Origin of the sequence: Qipengyuania xiapuensis, from assembly GCF_019711395.1 — a bacterium.
In the GTDB taxonomy this organism is placed as follows: domain Bacteria; phylum Pseudomonadota; class Alphaproteobacteria; order Sphingomonadales; family Sphingomonadaceae; genus Qipengyuania; species Qipengyuania xiapuensis.
In genome coordinates this window covers 983,365-999,221 of the sequence record NZ_JAIGNL010000001.1, presented here as the reverse complement: position 1 = coordinate 999,221, position 15,857 = coordinate 983,365, and the positions used below count along the sequence as shown (strand labels likewise).

Genomic DNA, 15,857 nt, shown 5'->3' with positions numbered 1-15,857 from the left:
GGTCTTTAGGCAACGCGCAGTGCTAGGGCAATGGCTTCGAGCCCATTGGAAAGAGCCTGTCCCCGCCCGCGTGAATGGCGGATGAAAGCGGCTAGAGCTCGAACTGCATCGCGCTGCCGTACAAGCGGCGATAGGTCGCGAGCGACTTTTCACGGTCATATGCGGCCACCGCATGCGCGCGGTTGGCCTCGCCCGCGTCCCTTCGCGCCTGCGGATCGCGCGAGAGCGTCACCAGTTTCTCGGTCAACGCGGCCTCGTTACCATGCTGGAACAGCTGTTCGCGGGTCGGCTCTGCCACGGTGTGGGCGATCTCGCCATCGTCGGGCGCGACCACGGGTACGCCCGACGCCATCGCCTGCACGACGGGAACGGGGAACCCATCGGCGTGACCCGCCACGGCGAAGATGTCGAACAGGCCGAAGACCTTCTCCGGCGTTCCGACGCTGCCAAGCCAATGCACGCGGTCGTTCATTTCCATCCTGTCGACCAGCGGCTCGATCTCGCTGCGATCACCTTCGCCGAGGATGATCAGCTGCCAATCCTTGCCGAGCGCCGCAAATGCGCTCGCCAGCGTCGGCAGGTCGCCCGAAGCGGCGTGCGTGCCGAGCCAGCGTTCGCCCTCGCGCTTGATCATCCGGAAACCGTCGGTCTTGGGCTTCTTGGCGAAGGCCTTGGTGTCGACGCCCGGCGCGATGCGTTTCACCCTGCCGAGCGGCTGCTGCCAGTCGACCAGGGCGATCTCCTCGAGCTTCTCGGACGGCACCACGAGGCCCGATGACTTGCCGAGCGCGATGCGGCGGTACCAGGTGCGCTTCTTCGAAAGCCTCACCGCTTCCTTTTCACCCAGATCGCTCTCGTGGTGGACCAGCGGCGGCAGCTGCATCGCATCCTTGAACAGCGTATGCGCCATCGCGACGTCCAGAGCGTCCCAGCCATGCGTCAGCACGAGGTCGAAGGGCGTCATCGCGCGCGCCAGCTTCTGCATGCGTCCGGGCGACGGAAGCCCCTGTAGCGAAGGGAAATGCGAGGCCTGCTTGATGGTCAGCCCGCGCGGTGCGGCCTGCATGACAAGCTCGTCACCGGTCACGACCGTGTGGCGCAGCTTGCGCCCGTAGCTGGCGATACGCTCCATCGCCTCGCGATCGGGGCATACGTGGAGGACGTGCGGCGGAATGCCGTCGGAGTGCTTGCTCATTTGACGGAGGAAAGAAGCGCGTCGACGGCGCTGCGGACCTCTGGCTCGTCGAGCGTCGGTGCGTGGCCCGCCTTGGGCACGATCACCGTATCGGCATCGGGCGCGCGCTTCTGCATCAGCGAGAGAGTTTCCGCGCTGAGGATCTCGGACACTTCACCGCGCACCAGCACCAGCGGCTTGTCCGCCAGCGCGTCGAAACCGGGCCACAGGTCGGGCGGCACCGCATTTTCGTCCGCATCGTTGAACGGATCGGCGATCTTCATGTCGTAATCGAAAGCGATGCGGCCGTTGTTGCACAACGTCATCGAACGCTTCGCCATGGCGATCCAGTCGTTCGTCTCGAAGGTAGGATGCGAGGCGCCATGCACCTCTTCCAGCGATCGGGCCGCGTGCATCCAGGTCGGGAAGCTGCCGCCCTTGCCTAGATAGGTGCGGATCTTCTCGATCCCGCGCGGGTCGACCACCGGTCCGATATCGTTGATCAGCGCGCCGGCAATCTTCTCGGGCGCGAACTGCGCGATGAGCATAGTCATCAACCCGCCCATCGAGGTGCCGATCGAAACATAGCGGTCGATGCCCTCCTGCTCGAGCAGCGCCATGACGTCGGCTATATAGGTCGGCACTGCATAGGTCGCGCTATCGTCGGCATATGCGCTTTGGCCGCGTCCGCGCATGTCGGGCACGATCACGCGGTGACCGAGCGCGGCGATATGCGGCGCAAGGCCTTCGAAATCGCGGCTGTTGCGGGTGAGGCCGTGCAGACAGACGACGGGCACCTTGCCGCTGTCGTCACCCGCATAGTCGCGGAAATACAGCTCCAGCCCGTCGGGGCTCTGCCAGCTGCGTTCGCTGAATTCGCTATCCATGGAAGGCGAGTTAGCGCGCCCTGACGCAAATTTCGAGAGACGACTTGCATGGTAGCGCAATGAACCCCATCCCCGCACCCATGCCGAGCGCCCCCGAACAAGCAGAATACCGCCCCGAAACGCCTATCACCGAGCTTGCGGAATGGCTTGGCGACCCGGTCGAGGCGGCCGCATTTCCCAAGGCGGAATTGCGATTTCGCAATGATCGCTGGGCCGCAGCAGTAGGGCTCGACGACCTGTGCGACGAAGCATGGGTGCGCCACTTCGGACGTTTCGAACCGCTGCCCGACAACCTGCCCCAGCCCCTCGCGCTCAGGTATCACGGCCACCAGTTCCGCACTTACAATCCCGACCTTGGCGACGGTCGCGGTTTCCTGTTCGCCCAGATGCGCGATGGAGAGAATCGCCTGCTCGACCTCGGCACGAAAGGTTCGGGCCAGACACCGTGGAGCCGCGATGGCGACGGCAGGCTGACGCTCAAGGGCGGTGTGCGCGAAATCCTCGCGACCGAAATGCTCGAGGCGCTGGGCGTCTATACTTCGAAGACGTTCAGCATCGTCGAGACGGGCGAAGAGCTCACCCGCGGCGACGAGCCTTCCCCCACTCGGTCCTCGGTGATGACCCGGCTCAGCCACGGTCATATCCGCATCGGCACGTTCCAGCGCCTGCTTGCGCTCGAAGAGCAGGAGCAGATGGAAGCGCTCGTGGACTACTGCCTCGAACAATTCCCCGGGCCGCCTCCGCCCGAGGATGCACCTGGCCGCGACGAACCCGCCGTGCGGCTGATGCATCTCGTCGTCGAACGGCTCGCCGATCTCGCCGCCAGCTGGATGGTGGCAGGCTTCGTCCATGGCGTGCTCAACACCGACAACATGAACATCTCGGGCGAGAGCTTCGACTACGGCCCCTGGCGCTTCCTGCCCAAGTGGGAGCCCGGTTTCACCGCAGCCTATTTCGACCACGCGGGGCTCTATGCCTTCGGGCGGCAGCCGGAAGCTCTCCATTGGAATTGCGGCCAGTTCGCCATCGCCCTTCGCCTGCTCGCCGACGCACCGCCGCTGATTGCCGCGATGGAACGCTTCGGCCCGCTTTACATGGCGGCGGTGGGCAGGCGCTGGTGCTGGCGGCTCGGCGTTGAGAGTCGCGGTGTCGAGGACGACGGCAAGCTCGTCGGCGCATGCGAGGCGGCGATGGCCGACAGCGGCGAGCAGCCCGATGCCTTCTTCTACCGCAATCGCGCCGGACGCGGTTCCGAAGGCGATCTCGCCGATATCCTCGCCGGATATCGCAAGGTCGAGGACAGCCACCCCTACTGGGAGGAAAACGCGCCTGAGAGCATGCTGATCGACGAGGTGGAAGCGATCTGGTCTGCCATCGACGAACGCGACGACTGGCAGCCGCTGCAGGACAAGGTCGAGCGCCTCAGGAGGATGGGAGAAGCGCACGGCCCTGCGCCCGCGCCAAGTGGGCACAAGGCCTAATCCCCATTTGACGCGAGGGCGACAAGGTCACATAGCCGTTGCACAAAAGGCGACGGGTTAGGGAAGACGCTCTGTGTCCGATAAGATGGTTTCCACCGAGCCCGCGACAGGCAACGTGATCTGGCGCGGCAAGGCCGGCAACGTAGACGAAGTGATGAAACGCGCCGTCGGCGCACGCGGCGTCTGGGTCCGCGAAAGCGTGGGCCAGCGCATGGAAGCCATGCGACGTTTCGCCAACGAGGTCCTCAAGCACGCCGAGCCTTTCGCTGAACTCATCGCCCGCGAAACAGGCAAGCCCCTGTGGGAAGCGCGCACCGAAGTCGAAGCGGTAAAGAACAAGGTCGAGATCTCGATCTCGGCCTATGCCGAGCGTACCGGCCAGAAGAAGCTCGACAGCGCGCTGCAGGGATCGGCAGCCCTGCGCCACAAGCCGCACGGGGTCATGGCCGTGCTCGGGCCGTACAACTTCCCTGCCCATCTTCCCAACGGCCACATCGTCCCGGCGCTGATCGCGGGCAATGTCGTCGTCTTCAAGCCCTCGGAAAAGACCCCTGCAGTGGGCGAATTTCTTGTGAAGCTGTTCCATGAGGCCGGCGTGCCCGAGGACGTCGTCCAGGTGCTCCATGGCGGACCCGAAGCGGGCAAGGCGCTGGTCGCCCATCCCGACGTCAACGGCGTGCTGTTCACCGGTTCCGCGCGCGGCGGGATTGCGATCAACCGCAAGCTCGCGAGCGATCCTTCGAAGATCGTCGCGCTGGAGATGGGCGGCAACAATCCGATCGTCGTGCTCGATACGCCCAAGATCGAGGATGCTGCCGTCACGATCGTCCAGTCGGCCTTCACCACCGCGGGCCAGCGCTGCACCGCCGCCCGGCGCCTTGTCGTGATCGATAGCATGTATGACGAGATCGTCCCGGCCGTGAAAGCCTTGGCGGAGCGGCTGGTGGTCGACGAGCCCTTTGCCGAACCGCAGCCTTTCATGGGCACGGTGATCGACAACGAAACCGCCGAGCTGCTGATGAACAGCTACGATGCGCTGGCATCGCACGGCGGCGAGGAAATTCTCCCGATGACCCGCCCTGACGAGGACCTTCCCTTTCTCACTCCGGGCCTGATCGACACCACTGCAATCGCCGAACGCCCTGACGTCGAACTGTTCGGCCCACTCTTGCAGGTGATCAGGGTCAAGGACTTCGACGAGGCCATCGCCGAGGCAAACAACACGCGTTACGGTCTTTCGGCATCGCTGATCGGCGGCAAGCCCGATGATTTCGAACGCTTCTGGAACGAGACGCGCGCCGGTATCGTCAACTGGAACCGCCCGACCAACGGCGCTTCCTCAGCTGCGCCCTTCGGCGGCATCGGCCTGTCGGGCAATCACCGTCCCGCGGCCTATTACGCGGCAGATTACTGCGCCTATCCGGTAGCCAGCACCGAACTGGACCAGCCGCGCGCCAGCATCGGCGTGGGCCTCAAGGATTCGGTGAAGCCGACGCGCAAGAGCAAGGACGCCCACAAGTAAAAGGGCGCCGCCCGCTCCTCTTGTGGAGGATGCAGACGACGCCCAGCACGACCCGAAGGTCGCCTCCGGACTGCGGGTGGGCGCAGCCCGAAGCTCGTTCAATTATCCGCAGCGGGTGCTGGAGCGGTCGATCGAGCGACCGAGGAGCGCACCTGCGGCACCGCCGATGATGGCGCCCAGCGTACGGTCACCGCCGCGACCGGCGACTTCATGACCGATCAGCGCGCCGACACCTGCACCGACCAGCAGGCCGGTCGTGCCGTCGTCCTTCTCGCAATAGTAGCGGTTGTCGCGGCCACGCCAGATGCGGGTATCGCGATAGACCGGCTGACCCCAGTTGCGGTCATAGCGCATGTAGTAGGGGCGTTCGCGGTAGTAGCGACGGTCATCGTAATAGCGGCGGTCGTCATAGTGACGGCCGTGATAGTCGCGGTGCTTGTGGCGCTTGTGCTTGTGGTGCCCATTACCGTGCTCGTAGACGGTGTCGCCTACCGCAGCATTCGCGGCAGGTGCAGCATGGGCAGGAATGGGTGCAGCCGCCGCGGGGACGGCGAGCGTGAGGCCGGAGGCGGCCAATGCGAGCGATGCAGTCTTCAGAATGCGGTTCATGGGTCAGTGTCCTGTGGATCGTATGCGACTCGAAGAGTCCCGATGCCGTTAAGGTTTACGCCCACCAATCTGAACAGAATGCAACGCGAACGTCAGATTTGCGTTAATCGACGAGCCGAATATCTGGCAGCGACGAGATGAAGCTTGCGGCCCCGAATGGCAGGCCCTAGGCGCGCTTCATTCATGGGGACGACAGAAACCGAACACCCGAAGACGGGCCTGTGGGCAGCGCTCGGCGCCTATGTCATATGGGGTTTCCTGCCGCTCTACCTGATCCTCGTGCGCGAGGTTCCGGCGTTCGAATTTGTCGGCTGGCGGATCATCTGGACCTTGCCGCTGTGCCTGCTGATCGTCGCGTTTCGCAAGCAGCTGCCGCAGTTGCGTGCCGCGCTGACCAATCCGCGGACCATGGGCTGGCTGCTGCTGTCTTCGGCGCTCATCGCGGTGAATTGGGTCGTCTACGTCTGGTCGATCCAGAACAATTACGTCTACGCCGCGAGCCTCGGCTATTACATCAACCCGCTGCTGAACGTGCTGCTCGGCACGCTGCTCCTGAAAGAGCGGCTGTCACGCTTCCAGTGGGCAGCCGTGGCGATTGCCGCTTTCGGCGTTTCGCTGCTGCTCGGCGGCGCTCTCACCACCTTGTGGATCAGCCTGACGCTGGCGATGAGCTTCGGTGCCTACGGCGTCATCCGCAAGCAAGTCGATGTCGGCGCACTGCCCGGCCTGACGATCGAATCCATGATCCTGCTCATCCCCGCCGCGGGCGTTGCCTGGTACTTCGCGCAGAGCGCAGCGGGCTCTTCGTTCACCCAGTCGCTCGACCTGAGCCTTGCGATCATGCTGGGCGGCGCGTTGACCGCCGTCCCGCTGCTTCTCTTCGCCATCGCGGCCCGCCTGCTGCCTTACTCAACGCTCGGCTTCATCCAGTTCCTCGCGCCGAGCATCGTCTTCCTGCTCGGCCTGACCGTGTTCGGAGAGGAACTGAAACCCGTGCAGGCAGCATGCTTCGCCTGCATCTGGCTTGCTGCTTCCGTCTTTGTATGGGACCTTTGGTCGCGCTCTAGGAAGCCAGTCGCCAGCTGAGCGTTTCGCCTGCGTGGAACGGCACGATTTCGGCCGCTCCGCCATTCACTTCGGCCGGCACCTCGACTTGCGCTTTCTCGAGCGTCACATCCCCCTCGTTGACCGGAAGGCCATAGAAGGCGGGGCCGTTGAGGCTCGCGAACGCCTCGAAGCGGTCAAGCGCACCCTCTTCATCGAAGACCGTCACATAGCTTTCGAGCGCGAAGGGGGCGTTGAAGATGCCTGCACAGCCGCAGGCGCTTTCCTTGTCGTGCCGGTGGTGCGGCGCGCTGTCGGTGCCGAGGAAATATTTCGCCGAGCCGCCCGTCGCCGCCTTGCGCAGCGCGAGGCGATGCTCTTCTCGCTTCGCCACCGGCAGGCAGAACATGTGCGGCCTGATGCCGCCCACGAGGATGGCGTTTCGATTGATGTGGAGATGCTGCGGCGTGATTGTGGCCCCGATCCGCGGACCCGAGGCATCTACGAACTCGACTGCCTGCTTGGTGGTGATGTGCTCGAAGATCACCTTGAGCTCGGGCATGCGCTCGACCAGCGGGGAAAGGATGCGGTCGATGAACACGGCCTCGCGGTCGAAGATGTCGATCTCCGCATGGGTCACCTCACCATGGACGCATAGCGGCATGCCGATCTCGGCCATGCGCTCGAGCACGCGCTCGATATTGGCAATGTCGGTCACGCCGTGCGCGGAATTGGTCGTCGCGCCGGCGGGATAGAGCTTGGCAGCGGTCAGCACGCCGTCGGCGAAACCGGCGGCGAGGTCATCCGGATCGCTCTCGTCGGTCAGATAGGCGGTCATCAGCGGGGTGAACTCGACACCTTCGGGCACGGCTGCGTTGATCCGGTCGCGATAGGCGGCCGCGAGCGCGGTGGTCGTCACCGGCGGCGAAAGGTTCGGCATCACGATCGCGCGGGCGAACTGGCGTGCGGTATGCGGCACCACGGCGCGCATGGTTTCGCCATCGCGGAAGTGAAGGTGCCAGTCGTCGGGGCGGCGGATCGTGAGGCTCTCGGTCATGTCCCGCGCCCCTTAGCTCGCAAGCCCGTTCTGTTCCAGCCACAAGCGCGCGTCTTCCTCGCCCTGCGCCCAAGTCTTGAGCACGCGGTCGGCATGGGCGAAGTCGATCTTGTCGGCGGCAACCTCGCTGCTTGGCTGGACATAGGTCCGGCGATCATCCTGCGGGATTGCGGAATAGCGGCTCGACAGGAGGATCAGCGTGCGCCCTTCGTCCGGATCGGGCAGCGGGGCCTTATCGGTCATCCCGCCATCGAGCACGCGCTGGTCGTCCCAGTGCGGTACGTCGAAGACCGGTGGTATCGTCGCTGCCGCACAGATCAAGTCGACGAGCCTTCCGTCACGTGCTGCTTGCCGCGCATCCACTCTCAGCTGGCCCAGCCCAGCCTTCTTGGTCCACGCAAGATGCGGCGTAGAGCGGACCGCGTGGTCGAGCTTGTACAAAATGCCGTAAACGAGGGCGGATGAGCGCGGAGACAATCGCGAGGGCGGAAGCGAAAGCACGACCTGATAATCGGGCCCATCAGCGATCCGTTCGATCGCCTCGGCATCGAGTGTCGTCTCCACCACAGCGCGGTAGATTTCCTGGTGTGGCGTGTAATTGCTTCGCTTGAGATCGACATTCGCGTCGTTGATCGCGAATGCCTCGTGCATCAGCTCGAGCAGATCGGTCTCGCGCTTTCCGATCCAGGCGGCCGCGCTCAAGGCCCCGCCGGAGACACCCGAGACACGCTTCACATCCAGGTCGAGCGCAGGTCCGGCCTCGGCCAGAAAGCCTCCGTGCCAGAAGCAACGGATCCCGCCGCCCGAGAAGACGATCTGGTCGAATTTGACGTTCACCGCATTGCCTATGCCGCCCGGTGGCCTATCTGTCACGCATGACAGCCACACGCCTGATGAACCGCGCCGTGATCCGCCTGAGCCCGCAGGAAGACGGCGATAACGTCATCGATTTCCTGCAAGGCCTGCTCACCAACGACCTCAGACAGCCGCTACCCGTCTATGCCGCGTTGCTGACGCCGCAGGGCAAGACCATGTTCGACATGTTCGTGTGGCCTTCGGGCGATGGCGGAGTTCTGCTCGATTGCGAAGCGGAGAGCGCTGCCGACCTTGCGAAGCGCCTGTCGCTCTACCGCCTACGCCGCAAGATCGACATCGCGATCGACGACAGCGTGGCGGTGCACTGGGAAAGGCATGCAGGCGATGGCGGCGCGCCCGATCCGCGCCTCACCGCACTGGGCCAGCGCTGGCTCGCGCCGGTATCGGACAATGACAAGGCAGCCGATGACGCATACCTCGCCCACCGTCTCGCAATGGGCGTGCCCGAAGGCAGGGCGGAAATGGGCGACATCCTTTGGCTGGAGACCAACGCCGTCGAGCTCCACGGCGTGGCCTTCGACAAGGGGTGCTACATCGGCCAAGAGAACACCGCGCGCATGAACTGGCGCAGCAAGATCAATCGCCGGCTGGTGGTCGTTCCGCTCGAGGGGTCCGATGAAAAGCGGCGCAAGGCTGCCTACGAGGACCTTGGCCTCGCCGTGGATCATCTGCGGGTAAGCGATATCGACGCGAGCGCAGCGCCGGACTGGATGAAACCGGGCCTCAGCCCTTCTGAGTGACCGCCTCGAGCGAGCGCACCAGCATCCGTTCCGCACGGTCGCGCGCGGCGGTTTCGGGCAGGCCCAGCGAACGGGAGAGCGCACTGCCGATCAGCGCATCGCCCATGGCCATCAGGACCAGCGCCAGCGTTTCTTCGTGGACCTGTTTCGCCTCGCCCGAATGCGATGCTTCGGCAGGCGCGATCTCGTCGACCAGCTCGTGAATGGTCTCGACAATCGGCGTCAGAGCGTCCTCGTTGCCGGTCAGGATCATCCAGCTGGCGAGAGCGCCCGCGCCTTCCTTGTCGAAGGCATCGAATGCAAGGTCGACCACCTCGCGCGGTGAGCCGAGACCCGCCCTGCTGGCGTGGACGGCATCGGCGATGGTCGCACAGACCGCCTCTGCCAGATGCCCGGCAAGCGCCTTTTGCAGGCCTGCGGCCGAACCGAAGTGATGGAGCAGATTGGCGTGCGTACGCCCGATTCGACCGGCCACTGCTTTCAGCGTAACCGATTGCGGGCCGGTCTCGATCAGGAGCGAACGCGCCGCCTCGAGCGCTGCGAAGCGCGATTCCTCGGGCGAAAGGCGTTTACGGGTTGCCATGATTGCAGGGCGATAAACCATCCGGAGGCTCCGGGGAAGGCGTCCGCGAAACTTATTGACATCAATGTCAGTATCCACTACTTACACTGATGTAAGTTAATTCCGGAGCAGTCCATGAACGCCCCTGTGAAAATCGATACCGACGCCAAGAAGCAGGCTCCCACCCCTACCGACCTCACGATCACCGTGCGCGACGAGCGTTTCAATCGCGGCACCACGCCGCGTCGCTGGTGGGCAGGCGAGCCTTTCGGCACTGCCTGGCACAATGCGCTCTCGGCCACCTTCCCGCGCGGCGAGGCCTTCTTCATCGAGGCCGTGAAGGCACATCGCGATGGCGCCGATCCGCAGCTGGCCGAAGAAATCCGCGCTTTCGTGAAGCAGGAAATCAACCACACGCGCGAGCATATCGCCTTCAACCGTCTCGCCGAAGATCACGGCTACGACATCAAGGCGATCGACAAGCGCGTGGGCGAGATGCTGGCCATGACCAAGGGCCGCCCCGAGATCCTCAACCTCGCCGCCACCATGGCGCTCGAGCACTACACCGCGATGATGGCTGCCGAATTCCTCGGCAATCCCAAGCACTTCAAGGACGCCGATCCCGAGGTTCGCGCGATGTGGGAATGGCACTCGATCGAGGAAATCGAGCACAAGGGCGTCGCCTTCGACACCTGGAACCACGCCACGAAGGACTGGACCAGGTGGCGGCGCTGGAAGGTTCGCAACCTGATGATGCTGATCGTCACCGCGCGTTTCTTCAAGAACCGGTGGGGCGACACGCTGGAACTGCTTGCGCAGGACGGAATCACCGGCTGGAAGGCCAAGTGGGGCCTGTTCAAGTATCTCACCGTAAGCCCGGGCGTGGTGCGCCGCATCCTCCCGGCATGGCTCGCCTACTTCAAGCCCGGTTTCCATCCGTGGGATCACGACGACCGCGCGCTGATCGGCAAGTACGAAGGTGAATTCGAAGCCGCGCTGATGCCGGCCGAATAACCCCCAGCCGCTACGAGCAAGAAGGGCCCCGCGAGCGATCGCGGGGCCCTTTCGTTTGGTTAGGCCGCCTGGAGCGGAGCCTCTGCCTGCTGGTCGTCCAGATCGAGGCTGTAGAGCACGCAATCCGCCTTCTCGCCCCGGCCGCAGCTGTGCCGCGCCGCGACCTTGCCTGTCGGTCTGAAGCCGAGCTTACGCAGCACGCGGCCCGAGGCCGGATTGTCGAGGAAGTGGCCAGCGGTCAGGCGCTCGTGGCCGAGCAGCCGTGCAACTTCCAGCACGCCATTGGCGGCTTCGGTCGCATAGCCCTGCCCCCATAACCTGCGGGCGATCCAGTAACCGAGTTCGACCTCGCCATCGGTCGCATCGATGCCGATGCAGCCGACCAGCTCCGATCCCTCGTCACCCGGGCGGGTAATGAGGAATACCGGAAAGCGCGGATCCTGCTTTCGCATGACGAATTCGCGGGCATGTTCAGGGAGATAGGGCCAGGGCGCCGAGGCGAGATTGCGAACGACGCCTTCGTCGGCGATCTTGCCGAACAGCGCATCTGCATCTTCAGGCCAGGCCGGCCGCAACAGCAGCCGATTCGTAACATGGAACATCGGTATTCTCCCCGTGAGGTCCACGCTCCGGGCTCCTAGGCCGGACGCGTGACAATTGCGTGGCGACGAAATCGAATTTTCGCCCAAGCGGTTTTGAAGAGGGAGAAACGACAAGAGGTAGACGGGTCGGCCCCATCTCCCTCTTCGTCTGCCGGATCGTTAGCCCGGCTGGGACCGTTCCGTCTGGACGGTCCCGTTATCGGAGCGTCCTTTTATTCGGCGGCTTCCGCCATCGCGTCGACCGAAACGTATTTGCGGCCGAGCTTGCCCGAGTGGAATCGGACGACGCCGTCGGTAAGCGCGAACAGCGTGTGGTCCTTGCCCATGCCGACGTTGACGGCCGGGTAGAACTTCGTGCCGCGCTGGCGCACGATAATGTTGCCGGCGACGACGTTTTCGCTGCCGAACTTCTTCACACCAAGACGACGACCAGCTGAGTCGCGACCGTTACGCGATGAACCGCCTGCTTTTTTATGTGCCATGGTCCGGTTTCCTTACTTCTTGGATTCGGTCTTCTTGGCTGCAGCCTTCTTGGGCGCAGCCTTCTTAGCGGGTGCCTTCTTGGCAGGAGCCGCCTTGGTAGCTGCAGCCTTCTTCGGTGCAGCCTTCTTGGCCTTCGGCGCTGCCTTCTCTTCGGAAGTGTCCTTCTTCGGAGCGTCAGCCTTCTTGGCAGCTTCCTTCTTGGGAGCAGCCTTCTTGGCGCCGCCGGTGCCGACGTCGGTGATGCGCAGGAGCGTCATCATCTGACGGTGGCCGTTCTTGCGGCGGTAGTTGTGACGACGACGCTTCTTGAAGACGACGACCTTTTCGCTCTTCGCCTGTGCGATGATTTCGGCCGAAACCGTCACCTTGCCGGCGTCTTCCAGCTTGTCGCCTTCACCGGCGAGCAGGACGTCGCCCAGCGTGATGGTGTCACCGGCTTCGCCAGCCAGCTTCTCAACCGCGATCTTGTCTCCGGCGGCAACCCGGTATTGCTTGCCGCCCGTGCGCACTACTGCGAACATGGTACGTATCTCTCGTTCAAATTGCTGTGCCGCATTCTTGCGAATCTACGGCGCACCCGTCGACCCGCTGATGAGCGGGCCCGGAAAGAAGCGTGCCGTTAGGCGAAAGGCGGGACCAAGTCAACGCTGGATGGAGCGCTTTTTTGCCTTTCGCGCTGGTACAGCCTGCTGCCCATGCTATGTGGCCGCAATGCACGCAAATGCAAGACCAGCCCTTGCCGCCGTCCTTTCCTTGTCGCTCGCGGCCTGCGCCGGGTCCAGCGCGGACTATCCCTCGCTCGCGATCCGCGACAGCGAACGCAGCGAAGGAACATTCGGCAGTCCGGAGCCCAAGCGGCTCGATATTCCGCCGGTAGAGGTGGATCTGACGGGCGGGCTCGATGCGCGCCTTGCCAGCCTCGTGGCCGATGCTCGCAATGCCCACGAGGCATTCGAGGAAACGCGCCCACGGGCAGAAGAGCTCGTCGCCGCCGCCTCGGGCACCAGCCTGGGAAGCGACCGCTGGGCTGCCGCGCAGGTCGCTCTCGCCGAACTCGATTCCGCGCGCAGCCGCGCCGCCGTTCCGCTCGGCGATCTCGATGCGATCTATACTGCGGCTCGCGTAGGTGCTGACGACATCACCGCAATCGAATCGGCACGAAACGAAGTAATCGCCCTCGTCCGCATCGAGGACGCGGTCCTGGCTGACCTGCGGGGGCGCGTTGAATGAGCCTTTCCTGTGCGACCTGCCCCGTGCGCGATCGTGCGGCCTGTGCGATTCTCGACGAAGCCGAACGCGACGAGCTGGCCAAGGCCGGTCGCACGCGCGTCCTGAAGAAAGGCGAGACGCTGTTCAGTGCCGGAATGTCGGAAGCGGCCTGCGCTACCCTCAAGAGCGGCGCGCTCAAGATCACCTCTACCGATATCGACGGGCGCGAACGCATCCTGTCGCTCGTTCACCCCGCCGGCTTCGTCGGCGAGATGTTCGGTCCCTACATGCGCCACGACGTTGTCGCGCTGGGCGAAAGCGAATTGTGCGTATTCTCGGGCCCTGCCTTTGCCGAGGCGACCGAGCGTTATCCCCGGCTCGCACAGGCGCTTTTGCGGCGCACGCAGGAAGATCTCTATGCCAGCCGCGAACTGCTCGCGCTGACAGGCAACGCTTCGGCCGAACAGCGCGTTGCGGGTGCTCTCCTGTCGATGGCCCGCGCGGCGAGCGATTCGCCCTGCCATCCGGCCAGGGAGTTCGACCTCCCGCTTTCGCGCGGCGAACTGGCTGACATGCTGGGACTGACGATCGAGACGGTGAGCCGGATGTTCACGCGCTTCGAACGCGAGGGCGCGATCAAGCGCATGGGAAAGCGCGGGATCGAACTGGTCGACCCCGCGCTCCTGCCCCTCTCCTGAGGCAACTTGTCAGCGGCCTGGTTTAGCGGACCAGGGCTGCGATGGTGATCGTCGCGATACCCCAGCAGAAGATGATGGCCGGGAGGATCAGCATCTGCACCGCTGCGTCCTTGGCCGGAAGGCGGCCCGTCAGCGTCGAGATGCCGTCGCGGCGAAGTTGGGCAAAGCTCATCTGCTTCGATGCCGACTGCGGAGCGAGCCTGGTCCAGATCGCAGGGATACCGAAGCCTGCGACGATGAAGACCGTGAAGATGGCCATCGGGATGATCAGACCGGGCGAAGACATGCCGGTGGCCATGATCGCGAGAAAACCGAGGTACAGCGCAACAGTCGCGGCGTAGAGGCCCTTGGGCAGCTCGAACGTGCGGTCGACCTCGTGGCGCTTCCTGGGCGCTTCGACGATGGCGGCCTGTTCGGCAATCAGTTCGCGAGTAAGCAGCTTGGACATGACGATCTCCTTTGATGGAGACTGTTTGCCCCTTTCACGCGGGCCGTTCCTTGATCGAGATCAATCAGGCGGAATCAATTCCAGCGGGCGAGGTCTTCGTGGTCCTGATCGCGCGGTTCGATCCAGTGCCAGCCGTCATCGCGCCTTTCGCGCTTCCACAGCCATGCCGCCGACTTGAGATGGTCCATCAGGAAGTCCGCCGCCTCGAAAGCATTTCGCCGGTGGCGGGCAGCGGTGGCCACCAGCACGATCGCCTCGCCCGGTTTCATCACGCCGATGCGATGCCAGGCAAGGACACCTGCAAGGTCGAAGCGCTCACGCGCCTGTTCCGCCAGGTCCTGCATGCCCGGCAATGTCAGCGGCTCGTAATGCGACAACTCGAGCGCCTTCACTCCGCCTTCGGGGCGAACCTTGCCAAGGAATGAGACCACACCCCCTGCGCCATCATGCGCCGCATTGAACGCGGCGAGCGCTTCGCCGACCGACATGCCCTTCTCCAGCAGCCGGACGTCGAGCGGGCTCGCGATCGATAGCCTAGCCACCGCTCACCGGTGGGAGCAGCGCGACCTCGTCGCCATCCTCGGCATGGAGCGTGCGCTTGTCGGCCAGCACCTTGCCCTTGCAGGCCACGTTGACCCGCTCTTCGCCAAGCTGCTCGGCAATCTCGGGACCGACCGCTTCGAGCAGCCCTTTCCAGTCGAGCGGAGCAGCGACTTCTCGTTCCTGCTCGCCAGCGAGATCGCGCAAGGGGCCGAGGAAGAGGATCGTCACGCTCACGTCGCGGCCCGGAAATACTGGCCGGTCACGCCCGGTGCCTGAGCAAGGTAATCCGCCGTCGCATCGAGCGATGGCCCGCTGCCGGCAACGAGATTGACGCGCCGCGGCGCGTGTTTGCGGGCCAGCATCGCCGCGGCCGCCTTGCGCCATTCCTCATGCGTGTGATCGGCCGCCTCCAGCGTGACGAGAACGTCCTGCCCTTCGCCCAGGGCCCGTTCGATCGGGTCGAGCCAGTTCTGGTGGAACAGCCCGGCCGCAGCCAGCGGCTCCGGCGGAAGGCCGTCGACCTCGATCCGCTTCATTCGCGGCGCTCGCGGTGGAGCGTGATGCCGATCTTCTCGCCCGCCTCGGCAATCGCCAGTTTCACGATCTTCACGGTCACCGCCTCGACCCGCTTGTCCTGCAGGAACAGCGTTTCGCAAACATGGTCTGCCACCGCCTCGATCAGCTTGAAGTGCACGCCCTCGGGCAACGCCTCGGAGGCAGCGAACTTCAGGTCCATGTAATTCTTCGAATCGTCCAGCGGCGTGTCGGCATCGTAGTGCCGCAGCGGCTTCATCCGTACCTTGATGGTAAAGCGCAGGGGCTGCGGCTTGCCGGTCTCCTCGGAATAGATTCCGGTGAGCACGTCATGTTCGAAATCGGCGACTTCGAGGATCAGCGAATCGGTCATG

General features: G+C 64.2%; 21 protein-coding genes. 7 read left to right on the top strand and 14 right to left on the bottom strand.

The features are described from left to right. Positions 1-91 precede the first annotated feature (91 nt). Both K3163_RS05100 and K3163_RS05095 read right to left on the bottom strand, forming a co-directional pair. Positions 92-1,195 carry a glycosyltransferase family 4 protein gene (locus K3163_RS05100; RefSeq protein WP_221553244.1) on the bottom strand — a complete coding sequence of 368 codons (1,104 nt, stop codon included), beginning with the start codon at positions 1,193-1,195 and terminating at the stop codon, positions 92-94. After that, entirely contained in the window at positions 1,192-2,061 is an 870-nt protein-coding gene (locus tag K3163_RS05095) for an alpha/beta fold hydrolase (protein ID WP_221428905.1), read from the bottom strand. The genes K3163_RS05100 and K3163_RS05095 overlap by 4 nt, the downstream gene beginning before the upstream one ends. A gap of 80 nt (positions 2,062-2,141) precedes the next feature. On the opposite strand from K3163_RS05095, the gene K3163_RS05090 reads away from it, so the two are divergent. After that, positions 2,142-3,542, top strand: a complete 1,401-nt coding sequence (locus K3163_RS05090; protein WP_221553242.1) for a protein adenylyltransferase SelO family protein — start codon at positions 2,142-2,144, stop codon at positions 3,540-3,542. Positions 3,543-3,615: 73 nt separating this feature from the next. Further along, complete coding sequence (astD, locus tag K3163_RS05085; RefSeq protein ID WP_221553233.1) at positions 3,616-5,064, top strand: succinylglutamate-semialdehyde dehydrogenase; 1,449 nt, start codon at positions 3,616-3,618, stop codon at positions 5,062-5,064. A 102-nt stretch (positions 5,065-5,166) separates the two neighbouring features. On the opposite strand, the gene K3163_RS05080 is transcribed toward astD, so the two are convergent. Then, entirely contained in the window at positions 5,167-5,673 is a 507-nt protein-coding gene (locus K3163_RS05080; protein WP_221553231.1) for a glycine zipper 2TM domain-containing protein, read from the bottom strand. 183 nt (positions 5,674-5,856) lie between these two features. Here K3163_RS05080 and rarD point away from each other — a divergent pair, with 183 nt between their 5' ends. After that, positions 5,857-6,759 carry an EamA family transporter RarD gene (rarD, locus tag K3163_RS05075; protein ID WP_221553229.1) on the top strand — a complete coding sequence of 301 codons (903 nt, stop codon included), beginning with the start codon at positions 5,857-5,859 and terminating at the stop codon, positions 6,757-6,759. On the opposite strand, the gene pyrC is transcribed toward rarD, so the two are convergent. Beyond that, on the bottom strand, positions 6,737-7,774 hold the full coding sequence (pyrC, locus tag K3163_RS05070; RefSeq protein WP_221553221.1) for a dihydroorotase: 1,038 nt from the start codon (positions 7,772-7,774) through the stop codon (positions 6,737-6,739). The two genes, rarD and pyrC, sit on opposite strands and share 23 nt — an antisense overlap. Positions 7,775-7,786: 12 nt before the next feature. Beyond that, a complete protein-coding gene (locus tag K3163_RS05065; RefSeq protein ID WP_221553219.1) occupies positions 7,787-8,611 on the bottom strand; it encodes a patatin-like phospholipase family protein in 825 nt (274 codons plus the stop codon). A gap of 38 nt (positions 8,612-8,649) precedes the next feature. Here K3163_RS05065 and ygfZ point away from each other — a divergent pair, with 38 nt between their 5' ends. Beyond that, positions 8,650-9,390 carry a CAF17-like 4Fe-4S cluster assembly/insertion protein YgfZ gene (gene ygfZ, locus K3163_RS05060; RefSeq protein ID WP_221553203.1) on the top strand — a complete coding sequence of 247 codons (741 nt, stop codon included), beginning with the start codon at positions 8,650-8,652 and terminating at the stop codon, positions 9,388-9,390. Here the strand turns inward: ygfZ and K3163_RS05055 are convergent. Further along, the gene (locus K3163_RS05055; protein ID WP_221553193.1) at positions 9,374-9,973 is read right to left on the bottom strand and encodes a TetR/AcrR family transcriptional regulator; all 600 of its coding nucleotides are present in this window, start codon (positions 9,971-9,973) and stop codon (positions 9,374-9,376) included. The two genes, ygfZ and K3163_RS05055, sit on opposite strands and share 17 nt — an antisense overlap. A 114-nt stretch (positions 9,974-10,087) precedes the next feature. Here K3163_RS05055 and K3163_RS05050 point away from each other — a divergent pair, with 114 nt between their 5' ends. Next, the gene (locus tag K3163_RS05050) at positions 10,088-10,966 is read left to right on the top strand and encodes a metal-dependent hydrolase (protein ID WP_221553191.1); all 879 of its coding nucleotides are present in this window, start codon (positions 10,088-10,090) and stop codon (positions 10,964-10,966) included. A gap of 59 nt (positions 10,967-11,025) precedes the next feature. On the opposite strand, the gene K3163_RS05045 is transcribed toward K3163_RS05050, so the two are convergent. From K3163_RS05045 to rplU, 3 genes are all read right to left on the bottom strand, one after another. Continuing rightward, the gene (locus tag K3163_RS05045; RefSeq protein WP_221553189.1) at positions 11,026-11,568 is read right to left on the bottom strand and encodes a GNAT family N-acetyltransferase; all 543 of its coding nucleotides are present in this window, start codon (positions 11,566-11,568) and stop codon (positions 11,026-11,028) included. 212 nt (positions 11,569-11,780) lie between these two features. Next, positions 11,781-12,050: a 50S ribosomal protein L27 gene (gene rpmA / locus K3163_RS05040; RefSeq protein WP_221428915.1), complete on the bottom strand. Its 270-nt coding sequence runs from the start codon at positions 12,048-12,050 to the stop codon at positions 11,781-11,783. A gap of 12 nt (positions 12,051-12,062) precedes the next feature. Continuing rightward, entirely contained in the window at positions 12,063-12,572 is a 510-nt protein-coding gene (gene rplU, locus K3163_RS05035; RefSeq protein WP_221428916.1) for a 50S ribosomal protein L21, read from the bottom strand. Between the two features lie 181 nt (positions 12,573-12,753). Between rplU and K3163_RS05030 the strand changes: the two genes are divergently transcribed. Both K3163_RS05030 and K3163_RS05025 read left to right on the top strand, forming a co-directional pair. After that, a complete protein-coding gene (locus K3163_RS05030) occupies positions 12,754-13,281 on the top strand; it encodes a hypothetical protein (RefSeq protein ID WP_221553187.1) in 528 nt (175 codons plus the stop codon). After that, positions 13,278-13,958, top strand: a complete 681-nt coding sequence (locus K3163_RS05025; RefSeq protein WP_221428918.1) for a Crp/Fnr family transcriptional regulator — start codon at positions 13,278-13,280, stop codon at positions 13,956-13,958. The genes K3163_RS05030 and K3163_RS05025 overlap by 4 nt, the downstream gene beginning before the upstream one ends. 22 nt (positions 13,959-13,980) lie before the next feature. Here K3163_RS05025 and K3163_RS05020 read toward each other — a convergent pair whose 3' ends face one another. The 5 genes from K3163_RS05020 to K3163_RS05000 form a co-directional block, all read right to left on the bottom strand. Further along, positions 13,981-14,406 carry a hypothetical protein gene (locus K3163_RS05020; RefSeq protein WP_221553171.1) on the bottom strand — a complete coding sequence of 142 codons (426 nt, stop codon included), beginning with the start codon at positions 14,404-14,406 and terminating at the stop codon, positions 13,981-13,983. 74 nt (positions 14,407-14,480) lie between these two features. Continuing rightward, on the bottom strand, positions 14,481-14,894 hold the full coding sequence (locus K3163_RS05015) for a molybdenum cofactor biosynthesis protein MoaE (protein ID WP_221553971.1): 414 nt from the start codon (positions 14,892-14,894) through the stop codon (positions 14,481-14,483). Between the two features lie 46 nt (positions 14,895-14,940). Next, positions 14,941-15,183 carry a MoaD/ThiS family protein gene (locus K3163_RS05010; protein ID WP_221553169.1) on the bottom strand — a complete coding sequence of 81 codons (243 nt, stop codon included), beginning with the start codon at positions 15,181-15,183 and terminating at the stop codon, positions 14,941-14,943. After that, positions 15,180-15,485 carry a Rossmann fold domain-containing protein gene (locus tag K3163_RS05005; RefSeq protein WP_221553163.1) on the bottom strand — a complete coding sequence of 102 codons (306 nt, stop codon included), beginning with the start codon at positions 15,483-15,485 and terminating at the stop codon, positions 15,180-15,182. The genes K3163_RS05010 and K3163_RS05005 overlap by 4 nt, the downstream gene beginning before the upstream one ends. Continuing rightward, positions 15,482-15,856 carry a dihydroneopterin aldolase gene (locus K3163_RS05000; RefSeq protein WP_221428922.1) on the bottom strand — a complete coding sequence of 125 codons (375 nt, stop codon included), beginning with the start codon at positions 15,854-15,856 and terminating at the stop codon, positions 15,482-15,484. Before K3163_RS05000 ends, K3163_RS05005 begins: the two co-directional genes overlap by 4 nt. Position 15,857: the final 1 nt, after the last annotated feature.